Source organism: Tistrella mobilis, assembly GCF_041468085.1.
Taxonomy (GTDB): domain Bacteria; phylum Pseudomonadota; class Alphaproteobacteria; order Tistrellales; family Tistrellaceae; genus Tistrella; species Tistrella mobilis_A.
This window is the reverse complement of the sequence record NZ_CP121015.1, coordinates 16,307-39,430: the sequence shown is the minus strand read 5'-3', so window position 1 is coordinate 39,430 and position 23,124 is coordinate 16,307. Positions and strand designations below refer to the sequence as shown.

The 23,124-nt window shown below is 69.0% G+C and carries 20 protein-coding genes; 11 read left to right on the top strand and 9 right to left on the bottom strand.

Features of this window, described 5'->3' with window-relative positions:
• Positions 1-108, top strand: a complete 108-nt coding sequence (cydX, locus tag P7L68_RS03225; protein WP_371999690.1) for a cytochrome bd-I oxidase subunit CydX — start codon at positions 1-3, stop codon at positions 106-108.
• 68 nt (positions 109-176) lie between these two features.
• Here cydX and P7L68_RS03220 read toward each other — a convergent pair whose 3' ends face one another.
• Positions 177-707: an AAA family ATPase gene (locus P7L68_RS03220; protein WP_371999689.1), complete on the bottom strand. Its 531-nt coding sequence runs from the start codon at positions 705-707 to the stop codon at positions 177-179.
• Between the two features lie 310 nt (positions 708-1,017).
• On the opposite strand from P7L68_RS03220, the gene P7L68_RS03215 reads away from it, so the two are divergent.
• Positions 1,018-1,380 carry a hypothetical protein gene (locus P7L68_RS03215; RefSeq protein ID WP_371999687.1) on the top strand — a complete coding sequence of 121 codons (363 nt, stop codon included), beginning with the start codon at positions 1,018-1,020 and terminating at the stop codon, positions 1,378-1,380.
• A gap of 98 nt (positions 1,381-1,478) precedes the next feature.
• On the opposite strand, the gene P7L68_RS03210 is transcribed toward P7L68_RS03215, so the two are convergent.
• The 4 genes from P7L68_RS03210 to P7L68_RS03195 all read right to left on the bottom strand — a co-directional run bounded on the left by P7L68_RS03210 (position 1,479) and on the right by P7L68_RS03195 (position 6,268).
• Positions 1,479-1,967, bottom strand: coding sequence for a hypothetical protein (locus tag P7L68_RS03210; protein ID WP_371999685.1), 489 nt, complete (start codon positions 1,965-1,967; stop codon positions 1,479-1,481).
• A gap of 109 nt (positions 1,968-2,076) precedes the next feature.
• Positions 2,077-4,695: a TonB-dependent receptor domain-containing protein gene (locus tag P7L68_RS03205; RefSeq protein ID WP_371999683.1), complete on the bottom strand. Its 2,619-nt coding sequence runs from the start codon at positions 4,693-4,695 to the stop codon at positions 2,077-2,079.
• A 143-nt stretch (positions 4,696-4,838) separates the two neighbouring features.
• On the bottom strand, positions 4,839-5,765 hold the full coding sequence (locus tag P7L68_RS03200) for a FecR domain-containing protein (protein WP_371999681.1): 927 nt from the start codon (positions 5,763-5,765) through the stop codon (positions 4,839-4,841).
• On the bottom strand, positions 5,765-6,268 hold the full coding sequence (locus P7L68_RS03195) for an RNA polymerase sigma factor (protein ID WP_371999679.1): 504 nt from the start codon (positions 6,266-6,268) through the stop codon (positions 5,765-5,767). Before P7L68_RS03195 ends, P7L68_RS03200 begins: the two co-directional genes overlap by 1 nt.
• A gap of 215 nt (positions 6,269-6,483) precedes the next feature.
• Here P7L68_RS03195 and P7L68_RS03190 point away from each other — a divergent pair, with 215 nt between their 5' ends.
• The 4 genes from P7L68_RS03190 to P7L68_RS03175 all read left to right on the top strand — a co-directional run bounded on the left by P7L68_RS03190 (position 6,484) and on the right by P7L68_RS03175 (position 11,232).
• On the top strand, positions 6,484-8,865 hold the full coding sequence (locus tag P7L68_RS03190) for a penicillin acylase family protein (protein WP_371999676.1): 2,382 nt from the start codon (positions 6,484-6,486) through the stop codon (positions 8,863-8,865).
• A gap of 205 nt (positions 8,866-9,070) precedes the next feature.
• Complete coding sequence (locus P7L68_RS03185) at positions 9,071-9,883, top strand: enoyl-CoA hydratase-related protein (protein ID WP_371999675.1); 813 nt, start codon at positions 9,071-9,073, stop codon at positions 9,881-9,883.
• Positions 9,884-10,017: 134 nt separating this feature from the next.
• Entirely contained in the window at positions 10,018-10,893 is an 876-nt protein-coding gene (locus P7L68_RS03180) for a hypothetical protein (protein ID WP_371999673.1), read from the top strand.
• 36 nt (positions 10,894-10,929) lie between these two features.
• Entirely contained in the window at positions 10,930-11,232 is a 303-nt protein-coding gene (locus P7L68_RS03175) for a hypothetical protein (RefSeq protein WP_371999671.1), read from the top strand.
• Here the strand turns inward: P7L68_RS03175 and P7L68_RS03170 are convergent.
• On the bottom strand, positions 11,209-11,841 hold the full coding sequence (locus tag P7L68_RS03170; protein ID WP_371999669.1) for a TetR/AcrR family transcriptional regulator: 633 nt from the start codon (positions 11,839-11,841) through the stop codon (positions 11,209-11,211). The two genes, P7L68_RS03175 and P7L68_RS03170, sit on opposite strands and share 24 nt — an antisense overlap.
• Positions 11,842-11,954: 113 nt before the next feature.
• Positions 11,955-12,860, bottom strand: a complete 906-nt coding sequence (locus P7L68_RS03165; RefSeq protein WP_371999990.1) for a LysR family transcriptional regulator — start codon at positions 12,858-12,860, stop codon at positions 11,955-11,957.
• Between the two features lie 124 nt (positions 12,861-12,984).
• Between P7L68_RS03165 and P7L68_RS03160 the strand changes: the two genes are divergently transcribed.
• Entirely contained in the window at positions 12,985-14,013 is a 1,029-nt protein-coding gene (locus tag P7L68_RS03160; RefSeq protein WP_371999989.1) for an NAD(P)-dependent alcohol dehydrogenase, read from the top strand.
• An 18-nt stretch (positions 14,014-14,031) separates the two neighbouring features.
• Here the strand turns inward: P7L68_RS03160 and P7L68_RS03155 are convergent, their stop codons facing one another.
• Both P7L68_RS03155 and P7L68_RS03150 read right to left on the bottom strand, forming a co-directional pair.
• Positions 14,032-14,505: a hypothetical protein gene (locus P7L68_RS03155; RefSeq protein WP_371999667.1), complete on the bottom strand. Its 474-nt coding sequence runs from the start codon at positions 14,503-14,505 to the stop codon at positions 14,032-14,034.
• Positions 14,506-14,586: 81 nt separating this feature from the next.
• A complete protein-coding gene (locus tag P7L68_RS03150) occupies positions 14,587-15,597 on the bottom strand; it encodes an alpha/beta hydrolase family protein (protein WP_371999666.1) in 1,011 nt (336 codons plus the stop codon).
• Positions 15,598-15,795: 198 nt separating this feature from the next.
• On the opposite strand from P7L68_RS03150, the gene P7L68_RS03145 reads away from it, so the two are divergent.
• From P7L68_RS03145 to P7L68_RS03130, 4 genes are all read left to right on the top strand, one after another.
• Entirely contained in the window at positions 15,796-16,392 is a 597-nt protein-coding gene (locus P7L68_RS03145) for a TetR/AcrR family transcriptional regulator (protein WP_371999664.1), read from the top strand.
• Between the two features lie 277 nt (positions 16,393-16,669).
• On the top strand, positions 16,670-17,215 hold the full coding sequence (locus tag P7L68_RS03140; RefSeq protein WP_371999662.1) for a hypothetical protein: 546 nt from the start codon (positions 16,670-16,672) through the stop codon (positions 17,213-17,215).
• Positions 17,216-17,227: 12 nt separating this feature from the next.
• Positions 17,228-18,190 (top strand): hypothetical protein, encoded by a 963-nt coding sequence (locus P7L68_RS03135; protein ID WP_371999660.1) that lies wholly within the window; start codon positions 17,228-17,230, stop codon positions 18,188-18,190.
• A 76-nt stretch (positions 18,191-18,266) separates the two neighbouring features.
• A complete protein-coding gene (locus tag P7L68_RS03130; protein ID WP_371999658.1) occupies positions 18,267-23,099 on the top strand; it encodes an RHS repeat-associated core domain-containing protein in 4,833 nt (1,610 codons plus the stop codon).
• Positions 23,100-23,124 lie beyond the last annotated feature (25 nt).

Below are 23,124 nucleotides of genomic sequence, written 5' to 3'. Positions count from 1 at the left end.
ATGTGGTACTTCGCCTGGCTGCTCGGCCTGCCGCTCGCCTGCGCCTTCGCCGTGCTGAACGCGATGTGGTTCGAAATGCGCGAGGATGCGGCCGAACAGCAGCCGTAACGGCTGCCCCGCCCGCGACTTCCGACGATTGGTCACCGCCGCGGCCTGCAGGTCGCGGCGGTTTTCCGTCAGAGCCAGACGTCGTCGCGACGACCGGTTTCAAAGCCGGGCCGCCCCGCATGCACCACCACCCGGAACCCCTCCTCAGCTGCCGGGGGGACAAAATGGGCGGTGATCTGATCGAACTGGGCATCGGTGGCGGCGAAATCGTGGCCGCCTGCGGCATTGCGCTGCCGCAGCCGGGCCCGGCAGATCTCATCGGGCAGGTCGATCAGATGCAGGCGATGGTCGGCACCGGCGGCCTCGAAGATCCCGCGCATCCAGGCCCGATTGGCAAGCGTGTTGGCCGGAAAATCCAGCACCACCGACAGGCCGGCGCGGAGCAGGTCGGTGACATGCGGCCCCATCGCCGCACGCAGCCGGGCGGAATAGCGCACATAATCGGCGACGCTGGCCATTTCAGGGCCGTAGAGCCGGGCAAGCCAGGCGTCTTCGGCGACCAGCACGGTGGCGGGGGCAGCGGCAAGGCGGGCGGCAAGCGTGGATTTGCCGGCCGCGATCTTGCCCGAGAGCAGATGCAGGACTGGTATGGACGACATGGGTCGGAAAACTCCGGACACGGCCCCGGCCCCCGCGAGAGATGCCCCGCAAAACGGCCGACGGCGGATGGCTGACAGAATGGCGCACGCGATTGTCCCGGCCTGAACGGTCAGGCCGGGCAGCTAATTCGACGGGTGCCCCACATCATCCACATGTCGTCAGCTGGCCTTGTCGCTGATGGAATGCCCCAGCATAGCCCGGTCCGGCCATGACCGGAAGCCGGGATCGGAGGGCGCCGCGAAGTCGTCAGAGATCGCCCGGCCGTTGCAGCCGCCGCCGCGACCAATGCGGCTGCGCAGACTGAAACGCATGGATGCCGAGGACGACTTCGTCCTCGGCGATCTCGCCCCCGAACCAGTCGTGGAGATCATTGCAGAGCGGCAGGGCGATCAGGATCTTCTTCGCATTGTCGATGACGATCCGGCCCGGCGCCGCGGACCGCGCCGCCCACTCGGCCGGCTGCCGGTCCGCACCAGGGCGAAGTCGTGCGGTCAGCGCGATGAAGGCGACGGCAAAACACCAGGAAGGATGGTGCCAGAACGATCACGCCATCGGCTTGTCCACAGATACCCGCGCATGCAACTGTCTGCCGCCGATGTCGAGGACCGGGACAGCCTGAACCACATCCGCCTCATGGTGGCGCCGGCAAGGGTGCGACCCACCCCCTCTTGAATACCCTGACTCCGATGCCGGAAAAAAGGCGATCCGCAAAAAGGCGATCCGCGCGAACCTCCCGGGGGTTTTACCGGGGCTTGGGGTTCGCGGGCCGGTCACACGCCCGGCAGCGGCACATAGATCGTCACCAGTTCCAGCCCGCCCGCGCCGCTGAACTGGAGGTGCAGGATATCCGGTCCGAAATCGAACGAGATCCAGCGCGGCAGGGTGCGACGCAGTGTGCGGCTGAAGATGCCGCCGCCCTGGTTGCGGATCTCCCCCAGGCCGGCGCGGATCGCCGCTTCCTCGGCCCCGAAGGCGAGCCCGGCCGGAAGGCTGCCGGCAAAGCCGGGCGATCCTTCATGGCCGGGGCCATAAAAATGGATCGCCTCGACATGCAGCGTCTCGCCGTCGTCGCCCGTGACCCAGGGGGCGGTCTTGAACATCACCGCCACCCCGTGGCGCTGCAACCGGACGACGCCGGTCCAGTCCACCCGCTCCAGCCCTTCCGGGGCGACGCGGATCAGCGCCTGCACCGCCGGATCGTCCACCGGACGGCGCAACAGGCAGCGGAAGGTTTCGGCGTCGGTGGCGGGTTTCGGCATCGGTGCGCAGGGGCCGGCGGTCGGTCGGGTGCGTTGAAGGCGGATCGGCCCATCATGCACCGGATCGGCGCCGGCCCCAAGAGCCGCCTCCTGCCTTCCGCCTTGCCTGTCAGAACTTCACGGTCGCCGACATGTAAAGCGTCCGGCCCGGCCCCGGCTGGTTCACCAGCCCCAGCGGGTCGACGTAATAGCGGTCGGTGAGGTTCATCACCGACAGGCTGGTGGTCAGGTTCTCGTTGATCTCCACATCCGCGAACAGGTCGACCAGGGTATAGGGCTTCCAGTTCACCTGAGAAATGAACTGCGACGCGCCCTGGGCCGTGGGATCGCCATGGCCGATGGCCCGCGGGCCGATATGCGACACGCGTCCGCCCAGCGTCAGCATGTCGTCGAACAGCAGCTGCGAGAGGGTGAGATCGGCCGAATACTCCGGCGGCACATGGTTGGTGGAATAGTCGCCATAAAGCGACGTGTCGACGCAGCTGTCGGCCGTGCGGCAGAATTCGACGTTCAGATAATAATTTGCCGAAAACTCCGCGGTGAACCCGGCCTGGCGATAGCGGCCGGAGAGTTCGAGGCCTTCGAATTTCGCCCGGTCCATATTGTAGATATGCATGCTCCAGTAGTTGTGCTGGGTATTATAATACCACTCGCGGGCGATGTAGTCGGTCACGTCCCAGTTGAAGTAGCTGAGCTTGACCATGGCATCGTCGGCCGGGTCCAGCACGCCGCGCAGGTGCTGATTGACGCCCAGCTCCCAGTTCCGCGACCGTTCCGGCGTGACGTCGGGATTGACACCCATGGTGAAGGCCGAGGCCGATTCGATCAGGCTCGGCGCCCGCATCACATTCGAATAATTCACATAGAACTGAGTGCCGTCCACGGGCTCCACGGTCACGCCGAGCGAGGGGCTGAAGCCGCCATCGCTGAAGCGGGCGTCATAGTCATAGCCGCGTTCGAGATAGGGGTCGTTGCGATCCCGGGTCCGGAAATGCATATAGCGCAGGCCGCCATTCACCGTCAGCCAGTCGGTTGCCTCCCACGCGGCCTTGACGAACCCGGCCGCCTCCTCGCGTTTTGCATCGCGATAGTCCAGCCAGGTTTCCGCCTCGCGGGTGCCGTCGCTCGGCCCGGTATCCTCGCCGCGATAGGACACGCCATAGGTGAAGGTGGTGTCGCCGAAGCCGGTCGCCACCCGGCTGACATTGGTGATCTCCGCCCCCCACATATCGGTGTCGGAGCCGGCGCGGAAATCCCCCGGCTGGGGTGGCCGCCAGCCGGTGCGGAGGGGGTTGCGCAGTTCCAGATGCGACCAGTAGAGATTGGCCTTCAGATCGACCAGCGGCTCGCCCTCGGGCTTCCAGCGATAATTGACGGTGCCGGTATCCAGCCAGGTGCCGGCGGTCTGGCCCAGCTGGACCGCCTGCGAAGTCTCACCGGTCAGCCGCGAGGCGATGCGGTCGCCGGCCTCGCTGCGGAATTTGGTATAGCCCAGCTGCACGGCATGGCCGTCGCTGAAGCGCAGCCCCGCCTTGCCCAGCCACGAGGTGGTCTCAAGCTCGGTGTTCAGCACCTCTTCGCCGGCGCGGTAATTGGCGATGCCGCCATTCTCGTAACGGTCGTCGACCTGGCTGCAACTGCCCCAGCTGGTGCAGTATTCGCCGGGCCCCAGATTGGTGACGGTGGCGGCCGCCCCATGGCTGCCCGCATGATAATTGCCCTGTTTGCGATAGGCATAGGCCGCAAGCAGGTCGATATCGGCATCGCGATAGGCGGCAACCGCGCTGCCCGAGCCGCTGGTCGGCTCCGCCCAGCCCGGACGGTCCAGCCCCGTCGGGCTGGCGGTGGGGGCCGCCGGCGAATTCGACGGCCAGGCATAGCCCGATGTATCACCCGCCTTGGGCGAGGAGGTGTTCGTGCCGAACCCGCCCTTCAGCCGGACGCCGAATTCCTCCCCCTCATCCACGATATCCGCGGCCGACAGCGTGCGCATGGCGACCGTGCCGGCGGTTCCGAACGACGAGACGTCGGAGCCCTTGGTGATGTCCACCTCTGCCAGCAGATCCGGATCGACGAAGGTGCGGTTCGAGACGCCCTGATACCCCTGATAGACGGTGACCACATTCTCGGCCCCGTCGATGGTGGTCGCCACCCGGCCCATGCCCTGCATGCCGCGGATGTTGACGTCGATCGACCCGGCGCCGTTGCGCGCCTCGCCCGACATCACGCCCGGCACGCCGCGGAAGATGTCGGCAGGGCTGCTGCCCCGGAAGCGCTGGATGGTGTCGCCCCCGATATGCGCCACCGGCGCCGCGGTCTCATAGGGCTTGTCGGATGCGGGAACGGCGCTGGTTACCACCAATGGCTGCAGCTGCCGCGCCTCACTGCTCTCGGGCGCCGCCTGGATGATCACCGCCTCGCCGCTGAACCGCCAGGTGAGACCCGTGCCGGCCAGCAGCCGGACCAGGGCGGCATCATCGGCATAGCTGCCGGTGACGCCGCCGGTGGTGCGGCCGCGCAGCAGTTCGCCATCGGCCACCACCTGCCGGCCGCTGGTTTCCGAGAAGCGGACCAGCGCCGCAGCCAGCGGCTGGGCGGCAATCGCATAGTCGCGCACCGCCGACACCTGCGCGGCGACCGGTGCCGGCGCCAGCGGCAGCACGGCGCCGGTCATCAGGAACACCAGCGTCACCGCCCCACGCCCCGCCATATGGTACCGTCTCGTCATATGATCCGGCATTCCCGGCCGTCCTTCCCTGTCGGTCATGTCCCATGATCGGCCGCCATCGGGCGGCCCTCATGATCCAGACACCCGGGACGCGGGGGGTTATGATCCGGCCTGTGCTTTTTTTTGCGGGAGCGCGCTTTTTTTCAGCCCGCCCGGGTGACCAGGGCGAGCCCGGCCAGGCGGCGGATCCTGAGCGCCAGCGTCTCGGCCAGAATGTCGAGCGCACGCTCCGGCCGGGTCAGGTCGAAGACGGCGGTCACCTTCAGATCCGCCACCCCTGCGCCGGCAAGCACGATCCGGCCCGGGCGGTAACGCTCCAGATCCTCCACCACCGCGGCCAGGCTTTCGTCTTCGAACACGATCCGGTCGCGGCGCCAGGCCAGCACCTCCGCCGCCCGGCAGGGATGGGGGTCCCCGGCGGCACGGATGTCGAAAGCCAGTCGGTGCCCCGCCGCCAGATCGGCCGGTGCGCCGCGGGCCGGGCGCAGCCGCAGGGGGCCGTCGAGGGCGGCGGCGATGGTCAGGCCGTTCCGGCATTTCACGTCGAAGGGGTCGCTTCCGGCGATGATCAGGCCCTGGCCGGTGCGCAGCATGAACGGCCGCGGATCGGCCGCGGGATGAAACCAGGCCTCGCCATCCTCCAGCATGACCAGGCGATGGCTGGCGTCGAAACGGGTGGAGAGTGCCGACCGGCCGCCGAGTTCCACCCGGCTGCCATCGGCCAGCGTCAGGCTGCGCCGCTCGCCGGTGCCGGTGGTCTCGTCGGCCAGCAGCCGGCCGGGGGCCAGCAGCTGCGATGTGGCGGCGCCGGCGATCAGGGCCGCGCCGCCGGTCAGCACCGCCCGACGGTTGACCCGACGGCGGGCCTGCATCCGCTGCCAGGCCGGTTTCACCGCGCCGTAACGGTCCCATAATTCTTCCGCCCGGGCATAGGCGGCCACCCGGCCCTCCCCGCCGGCCAGCCAGCGGGCGAAGGCGGCGCGATCGGCGGCACTCACCGGTTCCTCGTTCAGCACCAGGAACCAGCGCATCGCCTCGGCCCGATCATCGCCCTCCATGGCGGCCGCCATCAGCCGAGCGCCCGGTCGAGATCGACCATGGCCGAGGCGATCTGCGAGATCACCGTGTTGCGCGAGATGCCCATGCGCTCTGCAATCTCCATATAGCTCAACCCCGCCAGCCGGCTCAGCACGAAGACCTGCCGCCGCCGCCGGGGCAGGGCCTCGATCGCCTTCAGCAGCCGCCGCAGCTCCGCCCGGTGGATGACGGTATCCTCGGGGCTCGCGACCGGCGCCGGGATCGCGGCCAGCGCCACATCGTCCAGCGCCACCTCGCCCCGGCGTTTCGTATTGCGCAGATGATTGAGGGTCAGATGGCGCACCGCCGCGGTGATATAGGCCTGGCTCACCGGCGGCGGATCGGCATGGGCGCTGCGACCCAGCAGGTTGACGAAGGCCTGCTGCACCAGATCCTCGGCCGTGACCGGATCGCCCAGGATCCGCCGCGCGATCGCCCGCAGACGATCGCGTTCATGTCCATACAGCCTGGATATCGAGAGCGCGCGCGTCGCCACCCCTCCCCGCCCCCCTGATCGGTGATCTGCGGTGAATGAAACTGGCGGCTGGCTGACGCCAGTCTAGCGGGCGGGATGGACTATGACAATGCGTCTCATTCTTAATTGATGGCGACCAGTTGACGCCACCCCCCGCTTCATGCGCCCCTGTCCCGTCACTCGCCTTCCCGTCACCCGCCTTCTTCCCCCACCCGACTGCGAGGATCCTTCGCCCCATGGCCGCCGATCGCATGCCCGACGATATCATCCTGGCCGGTCTCGACGGCCCTGCCGAGATCCGGATCGATGGCCACGGGCTGGCCCATCTGCGGGCGGGGTCGGAGGCGGATCTGTTTCTGCTGCAGGGGTTCAACGCCGCCCGCGACCGGCTGTGGCAGATCGATCTCTGGCGCAAGCGCGGGCTGGGGCTGCTCTCGGCCGATTTCGGGCCGGGCTATCTGGCGCAGGACCGCGCCGCGCGGCTGTTTCTCTATCGTGGCGACATGGCGGCGGAATGGGCGGCCTATGGGGTGCCGGGGCTGGAGGGGATCGTTGCCGCCTTCACCCGCGGCATCAATGCCTGGATCGCGCTGACCGAGGCCGATCCCGGGCTGCTCGCGCCCGAATTCCACGCCATGGGCACCCGGCCGGCGCGCTGGGCGCCCGAGGATGTGGTCCGCATCCGCAGCCATGCCCTGGTGCGCAATCTGACATCGGAAGTGATGCGCGCCCGCCTTCTGGGGCGTGCCCGTGCCCTGGCCCGTGAGCAGGGCCGGGACGCAGACGACGCCGCGGCGCTGGCGCTGGACCTCGTCCGCCGCTCGATCGCGCCCGCGCACGAGATCCGGGTGCCCGACGGCCTCGACCCCGAGGATATCGGCGCCCGGGTGCTGGATGATTTCCTGCTCGCCACCGCCCCGGTCAGTTTCGAGCCCGCCCGGCTCGCCGCCGGCCTCAACGACGCGCCACGCTGGTCCCGCGTCGATGCCGAGGGGCGGGTGATGGCGGCGATGGCGGCGGCCGAAGGCTCCAACAACTGGGTGGTGGCGCCGGGGCGCACGGCCACCGGCCGCGCCCTGCTCGCCAGCGACCCGCATCGCCATTACGCCCTGCCGTCGTTGCGCTATGCGGTCCACCTCACCGCCCCCGGCCTCGACGTGATCGGTGCGGGCGAGCCCGCCATTCCCGGCATCTCGCTGGGCCATAACGGCCATGCCGCCTTCGCGCTGACCATCTTCCCCGCCGATCAGGAGGATCTGTTCGTCTGCGAGACGGCCGCGCAGGACCCGCTGCTCTACCGCCACGGCGACGGTTATGTGCCGATGACGGTGGTGGAAGAGAGCATCCCGGTGAAGGGCTGCCCGGCGCAGAAACTGGCGCTGCACTTCACCGTCCATGGCCCGGTCATCTTCCGCGATACGGACCGCCGCCGCGCCTTTGCGGTGCGCACCGTCTGGTCGGAACCCGGGGCAGCCCCCTATCTGGCCGGGCTCGGCTGCATGCGGGCGCGGTCACCGGAAGCCTATGCCGCCGCCCTCGGCCACTGGTCGGTGCCCTCCACCAACCATGTCTATGCCGATATCGACGGGCGGATCGCCTGGATCGTGGGCGCAAAACTGCCGCGGCGCCCGGCCTCGGACGGGCTGCTGCCGGTGCCGGGCGACGGGCGATACGACTGGACCGGCTTCCACGACCCGGCCGGCCTGCCGCGCGAGATCGACCCGCCCCGCGGCTTCATCGCCACCGCCAACGAGATGAACCTGCCGGACGGGCCGTTGCGCAACCGGGGTTTCGGCTTCGAATGGCTGGAACCCTTCCGCGCCGACCGGATCAAGGCGGTGCTGGCCGATGGCCCGCCGCACGATCCGGCCGCCGCCGAAGCGTTGCAGGGCGATGTGTTCTCAATCCCGGCCGCACGGGTCTGCGGCCATCTGCCGGCGCCCGACACCGCAGCCGCCGGCGAGGTTCAGGACGGCCTGGCCCTGCTCGCCGGCTGGGACCATCATCTGCGGCTGAACACACCGGCGGCGGCGCTGTTCGAGATCTGGTGGACGCATCATCTGCGCCCGGCGCTGCTCGACCGCATGACCGATGATCCGGTGCTGCGCCGGATGCTGGAGCCGGGCGATGCCGAAACCCTGCTCGACCGGCTGGACACCGACCCGGCCGCCCGCGCCTGTCTGCTGCCGACGCTGGGCCAGGCCGTCGCCGACTGCCGCCGCCGCTTCGGCGCCGATCCGGCCGGCTGGGATTGGGGGCGGTTCCACCATGCGCTCTTCGTCCACCCGCTGGTCGAGGCGGGCATGCAGGGCTTCCCGGAGATCGGCCCGCTGCCGGTGGGCGGGTCGGGCATGACGGTGATGAACACCACCTATCGCCCCGCAGACGGGCGGCTGGTGATCGGCGCGTCGTTCCGCATGGTGATCGATGTCGGCAATTGGGATGCGGCGCGCTTCATCAACGGCCCCGGCCAGTCGGGCGATCCGGCCAGCCCCCATCTGGCCGACCATGCCGAAGGCTGGGCGCGGGCCGCCACCCTGCCCATGCCCTACAGCCGGGCTGCGGTCGATGCCGCGACGGTAACGACCATCCGCCTGCACCCGCAGGCAGAGGCTTGACCGCCCCGGCCACTCCCGTAGACTTCGAGAACCGTTGCAGACGATCCTGCCAAGAAAAAACTCGGCGCCGCCAGATCAAATCCCGTTCCAAACGCTGTTCCCATGCCCTGATCTATTTGGCTCGCCCGATCAGATGATCTGGTGAACATTGTTCGATCCGGGCATGAACGGCCACGGAACCCGTCTCAAGAAGGTTCTCCCCCAGATGAATGCCCAGGCTTATACCGACATCCTCTACGAGGTCGACGGACCGCTTGCGGTCATCACCCTCAACCGCCCGGATCGCCTCAACGCCTGGACCCAGGCGATGGAAGACGAGATGCACGACGCCATGCTCCGCGCCGAGGCCGACGAGGCGGTGCGCGCGATCATCGTCACCGGCGCCGGGCGCGGCTTCTGCGCCGGCGCCGATATGGGCCTGCTTTCAGGCGCAGCGGAAACCCAGGGCACGCGGGAGCCGCACGCGGCCGAGGCGGTGTCGGACGATAATTTCGACCAGAAATTCAGCTATATGCTGAAGCTGAAGACCCCGGTGATCGCGGCGATCAACGGCCCGGTCGCCGGTATCGGCCTGTGCATGGTGCTGTTCACCGATCTGCGCTTCATGGCCGAGGGTGCGAAGCTCACCACCGCCTTCGCCCGCCGCGGGCTGATCGCCGAACACGGCAGTTCCTGGATGCTGCCGCGGCTGATCGGCAACATGAACGCGCTGGAACTGCTGTTCTCGGGCCGGCTGGTCGGCACGGACGAGGCCGAGCGCCTGGGCCTGGTGCGCAGCCTGCCGGCCGAAGGCTTCCTGGATGCCGTGAAGACCTATGCCCGCGAACTGGTCACCACCTCTTCGCCGCGCTCGATCGGCGTGATGAAGGGCCAGGTCTACCGGGCGATGTTCCAGAACCTGTCCACCGCCTGGGACGAGGCCAACCGGCTGATGGTGGAGAGCTTCGAAAGCGAGGATTTCCGCGAGGGTGTCAGCCATTTCGTGGAAAAGCGCGCCCCGGCCTTCACCGGCCGCTGAACCGCCCCCAACCCGCCATCGCATCCCACCCCGCCCCCGGCATCGCCGCGGGCGGGGGTTTTTATGCGAATGCGTGAACATATGCTGGCATTTTCGCGTATACTGATGGTCATCCGGCCAGAAAGGAGGCCAGAATGGCCCGGCAGCGTTCCATCCTCGTCCTGTTACCGTTGCTGCTCCTGCTGGCCGCCTGCGGCGGCACGCGCGGGGTTGCAGAATTCGCCGCCTATTCCGAAGCCTATGCCGCCCAGCAGCGCCAGGGCGATGCCGTGCTCGATGCCTTCGCCATCGCCGAGCGGCGGCTGATCCTGCGCCAGACCCGGACGCCCGGCATCATCGAGCCCTTCGATCCCGACAAGGCCGCCTATTATGTGGACGGCGTCGACGGCCCCTATACTGCCGGGTTGCGCGCCACGCTCTCCGCCCTTGGCGGCTACAACGCCGCGCTTCTGGGGCTGGCCAATGGCGAAGCCGCCGACGCGCTCGCCGGCCGCGCGGCCGGGATCCTGCGCGATCTGGTCACCGCGGGCGGCATCCTGACCGCAGGCTTCGGCCCCGCCGGTACTGTCGCCGCACCGGCCACCAAGGATGCCCTGGCCGGGGCGATCGGCATCGCCGAACCGATCTTCGGCAGCCTTGTCGCGGCCGATGCCCGCAACCGCTTCCGGGCCGAACTGGCGGCGGCGCACCCGGTCATGAAGGATATCCTGACCGGTCTGCGCGGGGCGACACCGGCCATGTTCCGGGTGTTCGAACGATCCCGCGTCGCTCCCGACACCAGCGCCCAGACGGCCTCGGGCCTCACCCCCGACCAGGAGACGGCGCTGGAGCAGGACCGGCGCCTGCTCGCCGGCTGGGTGCTGCTGCTCGACGGCACGGCGCGCGCCATGGATGCGGCGGTGGCCGCCGCCACCGCCGACGGCCCGGCCATCCGCTTCACCGAACTGGCCGATCAGGCCAACGGATTGCGGGTGCTGGCCGAAACCGTCAGGGCCACCCGCACACGTTGACGGGTGCCCGAACTCCGGGGAGAGGGACACAGGGCCATGACCGATGCAGCCACCATCGAACGCGATCTGAAACGGCAACGCCTGGAGGCATTCGAGCTGCGGCAGGCGGCACTTGTCCGTGGCGATACGGCCACCGCGGCCGCCGCGGCCGAGACCATGGCCGCGATCGACGATGATCTGGACTGCCTGGCCACCACCTCGATCGCCGATGCCGTCGCCCGTCTCGACGGGCTGCGCGCCCGGCTGGTGACGCTCAGGGCCGCAGCCGCGGCCTGGCCGGCCCCGCCGCCGGCTGCGCCGGACGGCTCCCCACCCTCAGACCAGGCCGGAAAAGCGTAGCCGTTCCAGCACCGCCCCGGCCTCGGCCTCGGCGCCGACCATGGCGAGCGCGTTGCGGACCATGCCTTCGGCAATGCGTGCGCGGGTCAGCCGGCCGTCGGGGCGGTACCAGTTATGGACCCAGATGATCATGCCGGCGAGTGCGAGCGCGGTCACCCGGGGGTCGGCCACCGTCAGCCGGCCGGCCGCGCGGCCGGCCTCCAGCATCTCGACCAGCAGCGCATCGAAGGCGCGCTGGGTGGCGATGATCCGCTCCTGCCCCGCCTCGGGCAGATGGGCGAATTCGCGGGCATGGATGGCGATCTGCTGATGGTTGTCGATCACCACCCCGGTGAAGCCATGGGCCACCGCGCCGATCTGCGCCACCGGGTCCAGCCCGGCACCCGCCACCCGCCGGACCACGTTCAACGACGCCTCGACCGAGGCTTCGCAGATCGTCGACAGGATCTCGGCCTTGCCCGAGAAATGATCGTAGATCGAGGCCTTGGACATCTGCAGCCGCACCGCCAGATCGTCCAGCCTGGTGCGGGCATAGCCCTGGGTGAAGAACAGCTCCGCCGCCGCCTTCAGGATCAGCGCCCGCTTGAACTCCCGGACGTCGTCGCGCATCCGCCCCTCTCTTCAGCTTCCCCCGCCGCCCGGCGGGCCAGGCGGCGGATGGTACCCGCAAGCGGTACGGCTGTCGCCTGTGCAGACCGGGCGCACGGCATTTCGCCGCGCCGTTACAGCTCCGCCGCACCCGGCAGCTGCGCGGCCAGACGGTCGACGGCCAGCCGCAGCTTCAGGTCGGTATGGGGGCTGCGCGGCCAGATCGCATGGCTGGTGAACACGGTCGCCGGCCGGTCGGTCAGCACTTCGGCCAGCGTGCCGGCGCGCACCCGGTCGCGGACCAGCCAGCAGGGCAGCCAGGTCAGGCCAAGCCCCGCCGCCGCCGCATCGGCCAGCGCCTCCAGATCGTCGAAACGCAGCCGCGCGGCCGGGCGGATCACCGCATCGCTGCCGTCGGGCTGCGGAAACAGCCAGCCGCGCACCCGGCCGCCGCGCAGATAGACCAGGCAGTCGTGATCGGCCAGCGCCGCCAGATCGGCCGGCGTGCCGCGCCGGGCCAGATAGTCGGGCGAGGCCACGATCGTCATCCGCTGGCGGGCGACCAGCCGCGCCATCAGCCCCGACGCATCCTCCAGCGGGCCGTTGCGGATGGCAAGATCGATGCCGTCCTCGACCAGATCGACCAGCCGGTCGGTGAAATGCAGGTCCAGCTCCAGCCCCGGATGCTCGCGGGCAAGCCCGGTCAGGATCGGGGCGACGCAGCGCCGGCCGAACAGCACCGGCAGCGACACCCTGAGACGCCCCGAAACCGCACGCCGGCCGCGATCGAGCATCGCCTCTCCGGCGCGGATTTCGGCCAGCCCCCGCAGGCAATGCTCCAGGAAGGCCTGGCCGTCTTCAGTCAGCGCCTGGGCGCGGGTGGTGCGGTGGAACAGCCGCACGCCCAGCCGGGCCTCCAGCCGGCCCACCGTCTTGGCCACCGCCGAACGCGACAGGGCCAGCCGCTCGGCCGCCGCCGAGAAACTGCCCGCCTCCGCCGCCTCCACGAACACGCCGATGCCGCTCAACCGGTCTGTCATGCCCAGCCTCTTTGTTGCCGTCATGGCGCCAATCTTCGGACATATCGGCGCAACTGGCGACCGGAATTCCAGGCTAGCCTGCCGGCTCCCCCCTCCCCGCAATGGAGACAGCCCCATGGCCGATATGACGACCGGCACCATGACCCGCTGGACGGTCAGCGCCCACGACATCGCCACCCTCCAGCCCGAAACCCTGCCCGTCCCCGCCCCCGGCCCGGGCGAGGTGCTGGTGAAGATCGGCGCGGTGGCGCTGAATTATCGCGACAAGATGGTGGTGGAAACCGGCATGGGCCTGCCGCTCAGGCTGCCCGTCTCCCCCGCATCCGACATGGCCGGGCGGGTGCTGGCCACCGGCGCCGGCGTCTCGCGCTTCAAGACCGGCGACCGGGTGATCGCCCAGTTCATCCCCGACTGGATCGACGGCCGCAGGCCCGGCACGGCCTGGCCGCTGCCGCTCGACACGCTGGCCGGCACGATGCCCGGCCTGCTCGCCACCCATGCCGTGCTGCCCGAGGCCTGGCTGGTGGCGGCGCCGTCCACGCTCGACGATGCCGGTGCCGCCACCCTGCCCGTGGCGGGGCTGACCGCCTGGATGGCGCTGGTCGAATACGGCCGGATCCGCGCCGGCGACACCGTGCTGGTCCAGGGCACCGGCGGGGTGGCGCTGTTCGGGTTGCAGATCGCGCGGGCGCATGGCGCACGGGTGCTGGTCACCTCGGGTTCGGCCGACAAGCTGGCGCAGGCGCGCGCCCTCGGCGCCGATCACGGCATCGATCGCACCGCCGGCGACTGGGCGGAGGCGGCGGTGGCGGCAACCGGCGGCCGCGGCGTCGACCACCTGCTGGAAGTGGCGGGCGGCGCCGGTCTCGGCACCTCGCTTCGTGCCATCGCACCGGGCGGGCGGATCTCGGTGATCGGCGTGCTCGACGGCGCCGAAATCTCGGCCAATGTCAAACCGCTGCTGACCAAGGCCCCGGTGATCCAGGGCATCGCGGTCGGCCACCGGCGGGCCCTGGAAGATTTCGTGCGCGCGGTCGACATGCTGGGTCTCAAGCCGGTCATCGCCCGGCGCTATCGGCCCGACGCCATCCGCGAGGCCTTCGCCCATCTCGACCGCGGGCCCTTCGGCAAGCTGGTGATCGAGATGGATTGACCGGCGCCCCCGCGCCGATCAGAACAGCATGCCATGGGCGCCGGCCACGGCGCCCGCCACCGTCACCGCGGCCACCGCCGCCAGCAGCCGATGGGCGCGCAGCACCAGCCGGTACACCGCCTCGGGCCGGCTGGCGGCGGCACGGTGGAACCAGGCATGCAGCACCAGCGGCTCGGCGATCAGCAGGATCACCGCAAACACCGCCCAAAGCGCCACCATGGCATGCATCCACCAATAGCCGGGCTCGGCGAAGCGCCACCAGGCATCCATCCGCCAGGTCATCCAGAACCCCGACAGCCCGGCCAGCACCACCGACACCCGCGCCTGGCCCGAAAACCGCCCCTCGATCGCCTCGAACACCTCCAGCCGCCGGGCCGGCTCCGCCATCCGCCCCACCGCCGGCAGCAGCACCAGGGTCACCAGCCATAATCCGCCGATCCAGTGCAGGACCGCCAGAACGTGAAGGGCGCGGGCGATGGTCACGTCGTCCATGGGGCAGGCTCCGGATCGCGGCGACATAAAGAAGCATATCAGAAGAATATTTTTCCGCCGCGCGACATTTCGGTGCAGCCCTCACCGCCCCTCCACCCACCCCAACCCCGGCGCATGCGCGCGGAGCGCCGCCACCGCCTGCTCCCATACCGGGTCGGTGGGGTCGAGGGTGGAGCGCAGCCAGGCCGCCGTCAGGCGGCGGGTGGCTTCCAGGCGGTCGGGGTCTTCGTCGTCGGTTTCCTTCGCATCATAGCCTGCGATGCCGCCCAGGCCGTGGCCGGCGCCGGCCAGCGTCAGCAGGGCGCGGGCGCCGGGGCTGAGATGGAAGGGGTCGGCATGCCAGGCGGGGCCCATGGTGGTCAGATGCGGGTTGTCGTCGCGGTCGCCGCAGACCACCAGCGAGGGCGTGGTCATGTGGCTGAAATCGGGGTTCAGCGCCGGCCAGGCGGCGGCGGCATGGGCGCTCAACGCGTCGCCGCCACGGCCGGGGGCGGCAAGCAGAACACCGGCGCGGATCCGCGGCTCGATCAGGCCGACATCCTGCGCCGCCGGGTCGGTCGGGTCGGTCAGGCGCGCCCCCAGCAGCATGCCGACGGTCTGGCCGCCCATGGAATGGCCGATGGCGGCGATACGGTCCCGGTCCAGCCGTGGGGGAGCGCCGGGGATGGGGGGCGCGCCGGGGATCATGGCCGCAATCTCGTCCAGCCGGTCGAGGATCGCCGTCATCTCGGCCACCCGCATCCGCCAGAACAGCGGCGCGCCCGGCGCATCGGCGCCGAGCCCGCCCGCGCGTGAGCTGGCATGGGTGGGCTGGATCACCGCGAAACCCTGCCCGGCGAGGAAGCCCGCCAGCGGCGCATAACCGTCCAGCGACGACAGATAGAGCGACGGCCCATGGCCGTGAGACAGCAGCACCACCGGCAGAGGATCGCTCCCCCCTTCCAGTACCGGCAGGGTGGGCACCGGCAGGGTGACGCGCAGCGCCAGCGGCCGCGGCCGGCCGGGAACCCGGATGTGAAGCGGCGCCACCGACAGGGTGGCCACGGGCGCGCGCGCCGGCAGATGCCGGGCCGCCCGGATCAGATCGGTCATGACAGGACACCTTCGGTCAGCGGAGAGGTGAGGTTGCACGTGGCGGGACAGCGGCGCCGCCTGTAGAACAGGAAGAGGCAGGGTGATCCGCTTAAACGGAACCACGTTCCGTCTGTGATCGAGATATACGGAACCGCGTTCCGTTTATCAAGCGGCAAGCTGTGCCCCTGGGCCGGTTCCGCTGGTGGAGGCAGGTGTTTGAACGGGGATGAGACGGCAGAGACCGGCAGCGGCCGGCGGTTGCGCGCCGATGCGCAGCGCAGCGAAGATGCCCTGCTGGAGGCGGCAAAGGCGGTCTTCGCCGCGGCGGGCGTCGATGCGCCGGCGCGCGAGATCGCAGCGCGGGCGGGGGTCGGCGTCGGCACGCTCTATCGCCGCTTCCCCAAGCGCGCCGATCTGGTGGCGGCCGTCTTCCGGCGCGAGGTCGACGGCTGCGCAGCCGAGGCCACAGGCCTGGCTGCCGCCCATCCGCCGGGCGAGGCGCTGGCCCTGTGGCTTCGGCGCTATGCCGCGTTCCTCAACACCAAGAAGGGCCTGGCCGTGGCGCTCCGGTCGGGCGACCCCGCCTTCGACACCCTGCCCGACCATTTCCGCAGCCGCTTCGAGCCGGCGCTGACCACCCTGCTGGAAAGGGCGGCGGCGGCGGGTGCGATCCGCGGCGATGTCGCCGCCTGGGATCTTCTGTGCGCGATCGGCAATCTTGCCGCCGCAGAGGGCCCGGACGGCGCCGCGCATGTCCAGCGCATGCTGGGCCTGCTGGTCGACGGGCTGCGCTTCGGCGCACCGGCAGCATAGCTGCAGAATGCAACACGTTCCGCCTGGAGAAACGTTTGGCGCAGAGCACACAACCGGCCCGATTTCGCTAAAATAAGTTTATAAACAACCTCATATTTCAATTTACGGCCGTGCGGGATTTGCCTAGCCTGTCCACTGAGGCGACCGCGGCTCCTCTTATGCAACCAAAGACGTCAATCAGCGACATGTCGGGCCCGCCACCCCGTGGCGGGCCGCTGCCGGCACGCGCCCCTGCTCGTGCCGATGGATGGTCGCACCCGGAGGGGAGCCGAGACTGATGCGACTGATGAGGACGGGCCTGGCGGACGATCTGTTCGCCAGGGCCCATGGTGCGACGTGGGTCGGCGGGATCCACGCGCTGTCGCGCAATCTGGAAGCCGTGCCGGTCGTCTTCGACGGCCAGCGCTATCTGATGGAATTCGAGACGCCGGCCTTTCTGACCCAGGTCGACGCCTTCGAGAACATCCTCTACGCCACCAATCGCGGCGGCAGTTTCGTGCCCAAGCTGGATCACCGCGTGATCCGCATCTCGCTGGCCGATGGCGGGCAGAACCTGCGCAATCTCTGCCGCCTGTCGGCCACGGAAGGGCCGTCGAACCACGAGCGGTTTTCCGCCGCCATCCGGCGCGCCGTGCTGACCTATTACCGCTCGGCGCCCCATGCCAACCAGTATTTCTTCCTGACCACGCCCGAGACCCGGGCCATGCTGCTGGCGATCTTCCATCCGCTGCCCGAGGATCTGGCCGACCGCTACGATCTGCGCGTGCATGAGGAACTGGCCGATCCGTTCATCGGCTTCACCCTCGTCTCCAAGCTGCTCTGAGGAGATCACCCGATGAGCATGTCCCTGAGCCTGTTCACCATCAACATCATCGGCGGTAACGAAAGCTATACCAGCGCGCTTTATGCCAACGGCAATCAGCAGGTGGTGGTGGCCGTCAACGTGCAGAAGCTGGTCAATGGCGTCCCCACGCCGCTGAGTTCGTCCGAGACCAACAGCGTGACGGTGGTGGAATATTCCGCCAACATCAATGCCGGCCTGCCGGTCGGCTGGTTCTGCGACACCACCGCCAACCGCTATGACCAGGGCCTGCGCGGCAGCAGCTACCGCGCCGAGGCCACCGCCATGCCCGAGGTGCGGGCGGCCGATGTCGTGAAGCGCTATCTGCGCTGCGACAGCCGGGTCAACCCGTTGCAGAACTACCAGTTCATGGCCCGCATCCGCCTGGACGACGGCAAGACCTACACCACCCATTTCGACGATGGCGGCGGGGCGGTGTTCGAATCCAAGATCACCATCGCCCCCCAGCGGCCCTATGTGATCACCGTGGGTGAGATGGCCTATCGGCGCGACGACGCCTACAACACCGAATGGCAGAAGGGTGACTATATCGACGTCGACGTCTATTACTGGACGCTGCCCTCGTCGCTGAAGATCTATGACGAGTCCTTCTCGAATGCCGGCTATTGGACGTCGAAACTGTATTATGCGTCGGCAATCAACCATGACAGCTCCACCCGGCTGGGCATGGCGATCCGCTATACCGTCACCTCGCTGACGCTGGGTGATATCGGCAACCTGCCGAACAGCGGCTATGCCGGCACCCAGGTGCCGCTCGCCAACGGCGCCGGGCTGATGCGGGCGGCGCGCTATCTCTGCGACAGCCACAGCTGCACGCCCACCTACGACAATTATCTCTACTGGACGATCACCGACAATCTGGGCTGCGTCAGCCGCTTCACGCTGAAGGCCAACAACAGCGATTCCGGCAACACGCTGACGCTGGGCAACGCCTGACCCGGCGGGCGGGGCCGGTCCCGCGCCTGCCCCGCCCTTTCCGGTCGTTGCGCGCCGCGGGGGGAGGAGCCCGATCATGACCGACCAGATCTATTCCAACGCCTTCAATTTCAGTTCCTATCAGGATGGCCGGGTGGACATGCGCACCGGCCAGTACAGCGCCGTGGTGACGCTGGTGACGCTGCGCCCCGAAGGCGGCGGCGCCACCGGCACCCGCGACCTGACCCTGACCTTCTCCATGGCCAAGACCAGCAATGACGGCTATGGCATCGGCTGGTCGCTGAACGTGACCAGCTTCGACATCGCCAATCTGGTGCTCAGCCTGTCGACGGGCGAACGCTACAAGGCGAACCCGCTGCCGGCGGTGGGCCAGCTGCTGACCTTCCAGGACAAGAAGCTGAAGAATGTCGAGGTCCGGCGCACGGCGACCGCCACGCTGGAGGTGATGTATGCCGACGGCGTGACCGAAACCCTGACGCGGCCCACCGGCACCGGCCCCTATCGCACCACCCGGCTGACCTGGGAGAGCGGCGAAAGCCAGCGGCTGGACTATTCGACCGGCGGCTGGCTGACCCGGGTGACCGGCGAGCAGACCGGCACCGTGTTCCTTGAGGCGAGCTATGTCTCGGGCACCATCTCGCGCGTCACCACCATGGCCACCGGCGGCCGGCGGAGTGCGGTGGCCTTCACCGTCGCCAACGGTCAGCTGACCGAGATTTCCATGCCCTTCGATGCGGCGGCCGCCCCCGAACAGGTGCGCCGCTACCGTTACCAGACATTCGCCAACGGCATGCGCGGCATCACCCGCATCGAGACCCCGATGGGCGGGCTGGAGCTGGTGACCTATCTGGAGCGTGGCCTGCCCTATTACAACAACACCTATCTGCCGGCCGTCACCGTCTGGGAGCGCCAGCCCGCCGGCGGCCGCCAGGAGGCGGGGTTGCCGGCGATGGTGACCCGCTATCGCTACAGCACGACCACGAATTTCACCGGCTATCCTTTCTCGGGCGGCTTCGTCGCCGGCACCGACAATCTGTACCGGGTGCCCGGCGTCTACAGCTACTGGTGCGAGGCGAGCACGGTGGATCCGGATGCCGGCAATGCGGTGTTGAGCAAGGTGACCACCACCTACAACAAATTCCATCTGATGACGCGGGAACACCAGGAACAGGCCGGCGTCACCAAGACCACCGACATCACCTATAACGAGCTGCCGAACACCAATTTCGTCAACCAGCCGGCCAATCTGCAGCTGGCGAAAAGCACGGTCACGACCTTCGGCGCCAATGGCGCCTCGCGGACCGAGACCACGCTGATGTCGACCGACGACTACGGCAACCTGCTGTCGAAAACCGAACCGTCGGGGCTGCAGCTGGCCTATGACTACTATCCGGTCGGCGGCACGCCGGGGCGCTGCCCGCCCGAGCCGAACGGGCTGTTCGTGCGCTTCCGTGCGGTGGAACGTGCCGTACCGGCCGGCGGCGGCACCGCGCGCGAGGTTGCGACCACCTATCAGCAGATCACCCGGCTGGGCGGCAGCGGCAGCTATGTCCAGCCGCTGACCGACAGCGTCAGCGGCGGCGCCACGATCACCTGGACCATGATCGGCAACAGCGCGCAACCGCTGATCCATGGCCGGCCCCAGCGGCAGGTGACGGTGCTGGACGGGCGGACCACCACCACCGACTTCATGTATGCCGCCACCGGCGCCGAGCTGACCGAGGCCCGCATCATCACCGGCCATGACGGCACCAAGGCCGTCTCGTCCCGGCGCCTTCTGCCCGCCGTCGATGCGCTGATCGAAGCCCAGGCCAGTTCCGGCACCATCATCCGCTATACCTACGACGCCGCCGGCCGGGTGACGTCGGAAACCACCGCCCCCGATACCGCTGCGGCGGCAAGCCGCCAGTACACCTATCGTTTCGCCACCTGGTCGAGCGGGGTGGCATCGACACCGGCCGAGCTGCGCACGGTGGATGCGCTGGGCAAGACCTATGTCAGCCGCTATGACGGCATGGGCCGCATCGTCGCCTCGGTCGAGATCCAGCAGGGGGGCGAACGGCCGATCAGCACCACCACCTGGGACCGGTTGAGCCGCAAGGCGAGCGAAACCACCTTCGACCAGCCGCCGGGGGCGGCACAGCTGTCGCTCGTCAGCCGCTATGGCTATAACGGCTGGAACGATCTGGTCACCACCACCAATCCCGATGGCAGCGTGACCCTGTCGGTGCGCGACCGGGTCGCCAACACCATGACCACGGGCACACAGGGGCTGAACACCACGGTGACCAGCTTCAACGGCTTCGACAAGCCGGCCGGCGTGGTGCAGGTGGACACGGCCGGCAACCGGCTGCAGACCCTGACCCGCGGCTATGACGGCTTCGGCCGCTGCATCAGCCTGACCGATGTCGACGGCAACGTCACCCGCTACAGCTACGACGCCTTCGACCGGATGACCGGCAGCACCACCACCCCCGCCGACGGCACGGCGGCACGCAGCGTGACGCTGGGCTATGCCCCGGGCAGCGCCGCTGAACTTCATGCCACCGTCACGGTGAACGGCACCCGGCTCGGCACCCGCAGCCATGACGGCGTCGGCCGGCTGGTCGCCGAAAGCCTGGGCGACGGTGTCACCACGCTTGCCTATAACGGCGTCAATCCCGAACCCGCCAGCCGCACCACGCCGGCCGGTACCCGGCGTCATTACACCTATGATCCGGCGCAGAAGGCACTGACCCGGATCACGCTCGACGACGGCAGCAGCTCGGACTACGCCTATGCCCCCGCCAGCGGCCGGCTGACCCGCAGCACCAACGCCAGCGCCCGGCGCGACCGGTCGTATGACGGCTATGAATTCCCGACCAGCCAGACGGTGAACACCGACGGCACCGATACCATCACCCGCTTCACCTGGTCGCCCGGCGGCCGGCTGACCCGGATGGAGGCGCCGGTGGGCGATGCCGAGACCCGCAGCTATGACAGCGCCGGCCGGCTGGTGAAGATCACCAGCGGCGGCAGCACCATCACCCAAAGCTATGACAGCCACGGCCGGCCGCTCGCCTCCACCATCACCGAAGGCGGCCGCACCCTGGTCACCACCCTTGCCTTCGACGGTTACGGCCGCGAGGCCTCTCGCGATTTCACGCTGAACGGCACGCTGCAGCGCCGGGTGAGCCGCAGCTATCTGAAGAACGGCAATCTGTCGCGGCGTCTGACCACCGCCGGCAACGGCGCGACGATCGCCGACGAGCGGTTCACCTACGACGCCTATGGCCGGCTGACCGGCTATGCGTGCACCGGCAGCGAATATCCGAGGGATCCCCAGGGCCGCGCGATCGCGGCGCAGAGCTTCACCTTCGATGCGCTGGACAACATCACCAGCTGTACCACCAGCTTCACCGACGGCAGCAGCAACCGCGCCGACCGGATCTTCGCCACCACCAACCCCACGAAACTGGTCGAGATCCGCACCACCAACCCCGCCGGCACCCGACGGCTTTCCTATGATGCCGACGGCAATATGACCGATGACGGCGCCGGCCGGCGCTTCACCTGGGACGGTTTCGGCCGGCTGGTCGCCTGCTCCACCGCGGGCGGCTATGTCTATGATGCCGAAAACCGGCTGGTGACCCAGACGGCCCCCGGGGCGCCGCCGCTGCATCTGGATTACGGCGAAGAGGGGCTGATCGCCGAGCGCCAGGGCAGCAATACCCTGCGCTATCGGCGCGAGGGCGCGGCCACCCGCGGCCAGGTGCTGACCCGGGACGGCGTCACGCAGCTGCGTGAAAATCTGCTCGACACCACCGGCGGCGTCATCGGATCGGTGGGTGACGGCGGCGCGACGGCCGGCATCATCTACACCCCCTATGGCGGCGCCGGCCCGGCCGGGGTGACGGCGGCAACCCCGCTGATCGATCGCAACCGCGTCGCCTTCAACGGCGAGCGGCTGGACGCCATGGCCGGGCTCTACCATCTGGGCCAGGGGCGGCGGGCCTATTGCCCCGAACTGATGGTCTTCCTCAGCCCCGACCCCTATGCCGTGTTCGGCGGCGCCGGCTACAACGCCTATGGCTATTGCCGCGGCGACCCGGTGAACCTGTCGGACCCGAGCGGCCTGCTCAGCAGCGGCTGGAATCTGGGCCTCGCCATCCTGGGCTTCCTGCTGGCCGCCGTGCTGGTGGTGGCGGCGATCCCCACCGGCGGCGCCTCGATCGGCGCGCTCGCCGTACTCGGCATGGTGGGGGCGGGGCTGGGCTTCGTCAGCGCCACACTGGGCCTGACCAGCGCGATCATGACCGTGGTCGACGAGGCCAATGGCTGGGACCGGTCCGAGACCATCCGCAATCTCAACATCGCCTCGCTCGCCTTCGGCGTCGCCTCGGTGGTGACCTCGGCGGCCTCGGCCATCGGCGGCGCCTACAAGGCCTATCAGGGAACGCGGAGCGTCACGCTCTATGGCCTCTCGGAAGTCTCCAGCGTCGATATCGCCCTCGCCGATCTGACCGGCACCGCCGCCTTCTCGGCCGCCAACACGGGCGAGCGGGTGACCGCGGCCGCGACGGCCGCCACCAAAACCTTCTTTGGCATCGACTCGAAGTGGTGGGCATCGATCACCGGTGTCGCGAATATGGTGCTCGGCAGCTATTTCATTGCCGCCGGCAGTATCGACCTGGCCAATAGTGCGGGCCAGACCGGCACCAGCGGCGGCGCCAACGGCAATGGCCAGCCCGAAGCCACGCTCGGCGGCTCCACCCCCGAAAGCACCGCCGCCGCCCAGCCCTATGCCCCGTCGCTGCGCCGGTTCGAAGACCCGGTGGGCAGCCGGCGATCCTTCGACGAGGAATTCGCCCGCCAGAACAGCCGCCTGCGCAGCTCGCTGTCGTCGCAGCTGGCGGGAGGTGCCGCCTGAGGGGACAAGGCACCCCCCAATCATA

Excerpts from the sequence above, each read along its gene's own strand:
- cydX (WP_371999690.1), top strand. The coding sequence starts at position 1 with ATGTGGTACTTCGCCTGGCTGCTCGGCCTGCCGCTCGCCTGCGCCTTC.
- P7L68_RS03220 (WP_371999689.1), bottom strand. The coding sequence starts at position 707 with ATGTCGTCCATACCAGTCCTGCATCTGCTCTCGGGCAAGATCGCGGCC.
- P7L68_RS03210 (WP_371999685.1), bottom strand. The coding sequence starts at position 1,967 with ATGCCGAAACCCGCCACCGACGCCGAAACCTTCCGCTGCCTGTTGCGC.
- P7L68_RS03190 (WP_371999676.1), top strand. The coding sequence starts at position 6,484 with ATGGCCGCCGATCGCATGCCCGACGATATCATCCTGGCCGGTCTCGAC.
- P7L68_RS03205 (WP_371999683.1), bottom strand. The coding sequence starts at position 4,695 with ATGACGAGACGGTACCATATGGCGGGGCGTGGGGCGGTGACGCTGGTG.
- P7L68_RS03170 (WP_371999669.1), bottom strand. The coding sequence starts at position 11,841 with ATGCGCGACGACGTCCGGGAGTTCAAGCGGGCGCTGATCCTGAAGGCG.
- P7L68_RS03140 (WP_371999662.1), top strand. The coding sequence starts at position 16,670 with ATGCGACTGATGAGGACGGGCCTGGCGGACGATCTGTTCGCCAGGGCC.
- P7L68_RS03155 (WP_371999667.1), bottom strand. The coding sequence starts at position 14,505 with ATGGACGACGTGACCATCGCCCGCGCCCTTCACGTTCTGGCGGTCCTG.
- P7L68_RS03160 (WP_371999989.1), top strand. The coding sequence starts at position 12,985 with ATGACGACCGGCACCATGACCCGCTGGACGGTCAGCGCCCACGACATC.
- P7L68_RS03130 (WP_371999658.1), top strand. The coding sequence starts at position 18,267 with ATGACCGACCAGATCTATTCCAACGCCTTCAATTTCAGTTCCTATCAG.
- P7L68_RS03175 (WP_371999671.1), top strand. The coding sequence starts at position 10,930 with ATGACCGATGCAGCCACCATCGAACGCGATCTGAAACGGCAACGCCTG.
- P7L68_RS03180 (WP_371999673.1), top strand. The coding sequence starts at position 10,018 with ATGGCCCGGCAGCGTTCCATCCTCGTCCTGTTACCGTTGCTGCTCCTG.
- P7L68_RS03135 (WP_371999660.1), top strand. The coding sequence starts at position 17,228 with ATGAGCATGTCCCTGAGCCTGTTCACCATCAACATCATCGGCGGTAAC.
- P7L68_RS03165 (WP_371999990.1), bottom strand. The coding sequence starts at position 12,860 with ATGACAGACCGGTTGAGCGGCATCGGCGTGTTCGTGGAGGCGGCGGAG.
- P7L68_RS03150 (WP_371999666.1), bottom strand. The coding sequence starts at position 15,597 with ATGACCGATCTGATCCGGGCGGCCCGGCATCTGCCGGCGCGCGCGCCC.
- P7L68_RS03215 (WP_371999687.1), top strand. The coding sequence starts at position 1,018 with ATGGATGCCGAGGACGACTTCGTCCTCGGCGATCTCGCCCCCGAACCA.
- P7L68_RS03185 (WP_371999675.1), top strand. The coding sequence starts at position 9,071 with ATGAATGCCCAGGCTTATACCGACATCCTCTACGAGGTCGACGGACCG.
- P7L68_RS03200 (WP_371999681.1), bottom strand. The coding sequence starts at position 5,765 with ATGGCGGCCGCCATGGAGGGCGATGATCGGGCCGAGGCGATGCGCTGG.